The organism is Deinococcus seoulensis, from assembly GCF_014648115.1.
Taxonomy (GTDB): Bacteria; Deinococcota; Deinococci; order Deinococcales; family Deinococcaceae; genus Deinococcus; species Deinococcus seoulensis.
The window spans coordinates 1-5076 of the sequence record NZ_BMQM01000067.1 but is presented as its reverse complement, the minus strand read 5'-3'; the positions used below and the strand labels follow the sequence as shown (position 1 = coordinate 5076).

6 protein-coding genes and 2 tRNA genes are annotated in these 5076 nt (G+C 67.0%); 6 read left to right on the top strand and 2 right to left on the bottom strand.

Annotated elements, in window-relative coordinates; translation table 11 throughout:
* The first annotated feature begins 114 nt into the window (after positions 1 to 114).
* From IEY70_RS20570 to IEY70_RS20555, 4 genes are all read left to right on the top strand, one after another.
* Positions 115 to 186: transfer RNA gene (locus IEY70_RS20570), tRNA-Asp, on the top strand.
* Positions 187 to 271: 85 nt separating this feature from the next.
* A tRNA-Ala gene (locus IEY70_RS20565) sits at positions 272 to 343 on the top strand.
* Positions 344 to 399: 56 nt separating this feature from the next.
* On the top strand, positions 400 to 1662 hold the full coding sequence (locus IEY70_RS20560) for an SDR family NAD(P)-dependent oxidoreductase (RefSeq protein WP_189066896.1): 1263 nt from the start codon (positions 400 to 402) through the stop codon (positions 1660 to 1662).
* 11 nt (positions 1663 to 1673) lie between these two features.
* On the top strand, positions 1674 to 2771 hold the full coding sequence (locus IEY70_RS20555; RefSeq protein WP_189066895.1) for a leucine-rich repeat domain-containing protein: 1098 nt from the start codon (positions 1674 to 1676) through the stop codon (positions 2769 to 2771).
* Between the two features lie 77 nt (positions 2772 to 2848).
* On the opposite strand, the gene IEY70_RS20550 is transcribed toward IEY70_RS20555, so the two are convergent.
* Together IEY70_RS20550 and IEY70_RS20545 are read right to left on the bottom strand one after the other, a co-directional pair.
* A complete protein-coding gene (locus IEY70_RS20550; protein WP_229778132.1) occupies positions 2849 to 2998 on the bottom strand; it encodes a recombinase family protein in 150 nt (49 codons plus the stop codon).
* Positions 2999 to 3115: 117 nt separating this feature from the next.
* A complete protein-coding gene (locus IEY70_RS20545; protein ID WP_189066894.1) occupies positions 3116 to 3655 on the bottom strand; it encodes a hypothetical protein in 540 nt (179 codons plus the stop codon).
* Positions 3656 to 3847: 192 nt separating this feature from the next.
* Here IEY70_RS20545 and IEY70_RS20540 point away from each other — a divergent pair, with 192 nt between their 5' ends.
* Together IEY70_RS20540 and IEY70_RS20535 are read left to right on the top strand one after the other, a co-directional pair.
* Positions 3848 to 4333, top strand: a complete 486-nt coding sequence (locus IEY70_RS20540) for a DUF2247 family protein (RefSeq protein ID WP_189066893.1) — start codon at positions 3848 to 3850, stop codon at positions 4331 to 4333.
* On the top strand, positions 4314 to 5076 hold a 763-nt coding region (locus tag IEY70_RS20535; protein WP_229778131.1), incomplete at its 3' end, for an IS66 family transposase. The genes IEY70_RS20540 and IEY70_RS20535, both read left to right, overlap by 20 nt.

The following is a 5076-nucleotide window of genomic DNA, read 5'->3' as shown; positions in this document are numbered from 1 at the left end:
AGAGGGGCGGTCAGAGGGATCTGTTTGATGCCGCAACTATAATCTATTTAATCGGAGTCCGTATGACATGTTGGCACCTGGGTGGAAACTTTCGTTCCAACTCCAGCGTCACCCCGTTCGGTAGCTCAGTGGAAGAGCGGCGTCCCATCAGGACGCAGGTCAGCGGTTCAATTCCGCTCCGGACGATCCGCGAAGCGGGGCCGCACCTAGCAAAGGTGCGGCCTCGCTTCTTTGCGCTGCGCCCGGCCGCGCTCCTCGGCTATGCTGGAACGGTCTGGTAGCTCAGGGGAAGAGCATCTGCCTGGCAGGCAGAAGGTCGGCGGTTCGATTCCGCTTCAGACTCGAGGAGCGGCTGGCGTCTGCACAACGTTGGCTGCTCCTCACCCATTGAGGCCACCGATGACCACAGACCCCACCCCGACTGACTGGGAGGCCGCGCAGCGTGTCCTGCGGGCCGTCCTGCGTGACCCGGCCCTCGCGGATGACCGGGCCGAGTTCCGCACGCTCGTGGCAGGCGTCAACCGCGCCGGGCGCAAACATGCCCGCCAGCAGGCCGTGCCACCCGCCGACGTGCCGCGGTCCGGCTCGCTGCCACGCTGCTACATCTGCAAGGACCGTTTCGCCGTGGCGCACCCGGCCAACCCGGCCCTGTGCCCGGCCTGCGGTGCGCTGAATACCCGCAAACGGTCTGCCCGCACGGACCTGACGGGCCGCACGGCCGTCCTGACCGGCGGGCGCGTCAAGATCGGGTACGCCCTGTCCCTCAAACTCCTGCGTGACGGCGCCCGCGTGATCGTCACCACCCGGTTCCCCCAGGACGCCGCCCGCCGGTACGCGCAGGAACCGGACGTCGCGGACTGGCAGGGCCGCCTCGCGCTGTACGGTCTGGACCTCCGGGACCTGCGGGGCGTGCAGGCGTTCATTGAGCAGATGCACGAGACGGAACCTCACCTCGACCTCCTCATCAACAACGCCGCGCAGACCATCGCCCGTCCCCAGGAGTTCTACGCACACCTGCTCGACGGGGAGCGGCAGGCCCTGCCGCAGGAGCAGGCCGGTCTGCGGATCCTGAACCCGTCCGCCCTCCTGAGAGCGGAGGAGAGCAGCGCCGCACTCCAGGCGTACTTCCCGTCTGGGGCTCTGGATGCAGACGGGCAGCAGATCGATCTGCGCCCCGAGAACAGCTGGAGTGCCCGCCTGCAGGATGTGACTCTGCGGGAACTCCTGGAAGTGCAACTCGTCAACTCGTCCGCGCCGTTCCTGCTGTGCACCGGGCTGCTGCCGCTCCTGCGCCGCTCGCCGTTCCCCCGGCGGTTCGTGGTGAACGTCAGCGCGATGGAAGGGCAGTTCACGCGCCGCAGCAAGACGGAGCGGCACCCGCACACCAACATGGCCAAGGCCGCCCTGAACATGCTCACCCGGACGAGCGGCCCAGACCTCGCCCCGGACGGGATCTACATGACCAGCGTGGACACGGGCTGGATCACCAACGAACATCCCCACCCGAAAGCCGTCCGCATGGAGGGCCTGGGTTTCCGACCGCCCCTCGACATCGTCGACGGGGCCGCCCGGATCTACGATCCGGTCGTGGTGGGCCTCAACGAACCGCAGACGCCGCCCTACGGCGTGTTTCTCAAGGATTACCGCCCGTACCCCTGGTGAGAGGAGCAACCATGTCACACCCTGAAGTGCAGATCCAGTGCCCCGTGCAGGAAGAACCCACGCCTGACCTGCAGGCGTTCGCCCCACTGCTGGAGCGTCTCCAGAGCGGACAGCCCATCACCACGGACGAGATCTTCCCGCGCGGCACCCTGCGGGCGGACGGCCGACTGGACCTGTGCAAGCAGGATGCCGGCGTCCTGGGCTGCCAGGCCGTCACAGAGGCGCTTCGCCACTCGAATGCCGTGCAGAGCCTGCTGCTGGGCACCAATGGGATCGGCGATGCCGGCGCGGCTCACGTGGCCGCGCTGGTGCGGGAACACCCCCTGCGGACGGTGTACCTGGGCTGCAACCTCATCGGTGCGCCTGGGACGGAAGCGCTCGCGGAGGCGATCCGGGCGCAACCGCAGGTGAAAGCACTCTGGCTCAAACGCAATCCCATCGGCCCCGCCGGTGCCCACACCCTGGCGGGGCTGCTGCGGGACACCGCCACCCTGCGGACGCTGGACGTCGTGCACACCGGCATCGGGGATGAGGGCGCCCGGGTCATCCTGCAGGCCCTGGCCACCGGGAACACGTCCCTGCAGTACCTGTACCTGAGCGGGAATGCCCTGACGCCCGCGATCCTGCCGGAGGTCACGGCGGTCCTCGCGCAGCACCCCACTCTGCGGGGCCTGTACCTGAGCGTGAATCACCTGGGCGACGCAGGCGCCTTCAGCGTCGCGCAGGCCCTCGGGCGGAACACCACACTGGACACACTGGGGATGGCCAGTTGCGGGATTGGAGACGCGGGGCTGGCGGCGTTGCTCACCGCCGGAGCCGCTCATCCCCGCCTGCACACCCTGGATGTCGGGGACGCCCCAAGTGCCCGCACGCTGGGTGCCTCCCGGAACACGGCGGGGCCACAGAGCAGGGCCGCCACCCTTCAACTCTTCGCGGCGCCCGGAGCCCTGCGCCTGCTTCAGCTTCCCAGGATGACCGAGGCCCTCCAACTACAGGAGCAGGCTCCGGCACACCTCACGGTCAGGGTCACTGGCAGTCCTGGTCGGGGCGACCAGACGCCACCGCCCTTCAATGAGGACGCCGCCGACATCCGCAGCGTGTACCGCTGAAGCCGGAGAACGAAGAAGGCGACCCAAAGGTCGCCTTGATTTCTTCACTATAGAGCGGTATGCAGGGCAGGTCAACCCTATGCGGCCGGTTCGGCGGCGTCCTGTTTTCTCCTGTCCAGGACGCGTTTGACCTGCACGGCACTCCAGGGTCCACCCCGTCGGGTCCGGAAGCCATGCACGTCCAACTGTGCCGCGACCGCGCGCAGACTGAGACCCTGAGCGCGCATGGCACTCGCATACGCCGCCACGGATCGCATATCAGCAACCGCCCGAGCCTTCGAGGTGGCCGCCCCCGCCAGGCGCGATTCAGTGGTGAGATTCTCCGGGTTGCCAAGCTTCCCACTTCAGAAGCGGGTGTAGGTACTGCGGTTCCGGAAACGGAACGGCTGCCCCGCCTCCCTGGTTTCCGTCAGGGTCTCGAACGTCAGGTCCGTGAGCTTCAGCGTCCGGCGCACCTGCACCGGTCGCCCGTTCTCCTGCTGCGTGCCGAGCAGGACTGCCACTCCGTCCGTCAGCAGGGTGTTCAGGTTTCCGCGGTACACCTGCGCTCCTGCCTGCCCGGCCGTCACGACCCGGTACGTGCCGTCCTGCCAGGTGTGACGCTCGTCACTGCTGACCGTCAGACCGAAGTCGTCGTACCGGAACAGCCAGCGGGTCGCGTTGTTCTCCCCGGTCACCCGTAGTTGCACCGGCACGCGCACGCGGCGGTCTGCACCATAGTCTTGGTATTCCAGCGTGCCCCGCCAGTCCCCCAGGAGTGGCCGCAGCGGGGACGGTGGGCCGCCTGCACTGCCAGCCTGCCCGGACGGGCTCAGGGTCACGCCGATCAGGGCGCAGGTCAGCAGGGCGGGTCGGGTAAGCGTGAACGGCCGTGGTCTACGCATGAAGCCTCCAGGGGGACCTTTGATGGGAGTCATGGCCATCATGCGCCACAACGCCTGTGGGGGCGTGGCGTGACGCTTCAGGCTTACCTGAGCCAACGCCGTTGATGCCCCGTCGGGCAGGACATCAACCCTCTCGAGGCGCGTTCGATGTGCTGCTGATCCTCACAACCGTCGGACCGCTATGGTGACGCCGTGAATGACGCCTTCTTATCGCTGAGCTGGTCGGCCGTGCTGGCCGGCTGGCCCACCATGTTTCTATCGGTGGCGGACGTGAGAGACCTCGCGGAGGCGCGACTGCTCACGGCGTCCGACGCGGCGCTGGTGCCGATGTCCGATCTCGTTTGTCTGACAGCCGACGCTGACCGTCAGGAGGCGCAGGACGCCCTCACGCGACTGGCCGCCCTGGAGAACCTGCCTCCCTTCTTCGTGCAGCGCGAGTGGCAGGTGTACATGCTGGCGTGGGAACTGGATCAACTCCCGGCCATAGACGACGAGGAGGAACCAGGACTCACGTCCTACTGGCAGATGCAGGCCCTTGAACGATGGTGGGAGGTCAATGACCAACCGATCGATCTACCCGTCCTCAATCCGTCTGTGATTAGCGGTCGCCCGGGTACGCGGCTTCCGGCCGGGCACGCCTGCCGTTACCATGCTGTACATGAGCACTGGGGCGACTGAGAAGGATCTCTTCGAGATCATCCGTCGTCAGTCCGAGCAGATCGACCAGTTGATCGCCGAGAACAAAGCCCTCAAAGCGGAAATCGCCCGCCTGAAGAAGCGCATCGAAGAACTTGAACGGCGGGAACGCAAGTACGCCGCCCCCTTCAGCCGGGAGAAGCGCACCGCCGATCCCAAATCACCAGGACGCCGTCCTGGTGAAGGTACCTTCGCCCACAAGACCCCGCCCACGCCAGAGCAGATCACGGCCACCGTGGAAGTCGACACCCCCAACACCTGTCCTCGCTGTGGATTCACGGGCCCGCTGATCTTCACCCGTCATGACAAGGCCTGGGTCACGGAACTCGTGCCCCAGAACGCCATGCAGGTCACCGAGTACCACGTGCCCGTCATGGAGTGCCCGCAGTGTCACCACGCGGTGCGTGGTGACCATCCCGACCTGAAAGCCGATCAGGTCGGTGCGACTGCCCATCGACTCGGTCCCGTCCTACACGCCACCCTGCAGACCCTGCATCATGAGCTGGGCCTCCCGGTCCGCCGCATCGGTCGGGTCATGGACCTCCTCGGCGGCCTCCAGATCACGCAGGGTGCGATCACGCAAGCCGCACAGCGGCTTGCAGCTGACGGCAGCGCCCTGGCGGCCCACGTCGATGCGCTGCAGACACAGATCCAGCAGGCACCGTTCGTGCATCACGATGACACCGGCTGGCGGATCGGCGCTCAGAACGCCTGGGTAGGAGCCT

What these genes read in the sequence shown, in the direction of transcription:
- IEY70_RS20560 (WP_189066896.1), top strand. Translation starts at nt 400, where the DNA reads ATGACCACAGACCCCACCCCGACTGACTGGGAGGCCGCGCAGCGTGTC.
- IEY70_RS20545 (WP_189066894.1), bottom strand. Translation starts at nt 3,655, where the DNA reads ATGCGTAGACCACGGCCGTTCACGCTTACCCGACCCGCCCTGCTGACC.
- IEY70_RS20550 (WP_229778132.1), bottom strand. Translation starts at nt 2,998, where the DNA reads ATGCGCGCTCAGGGTCTCAGTCTGCGCGCGGTCGCGGCACAGTTGGAC.
- IEY70_RS20555 (WP_189066895.1), top strand. Translation starts at nt 1,674, where the DNA reads ATGTCACACCCTGAAGTGCAGATCCAGTGCCCCGTGCAGGAAGAACCC.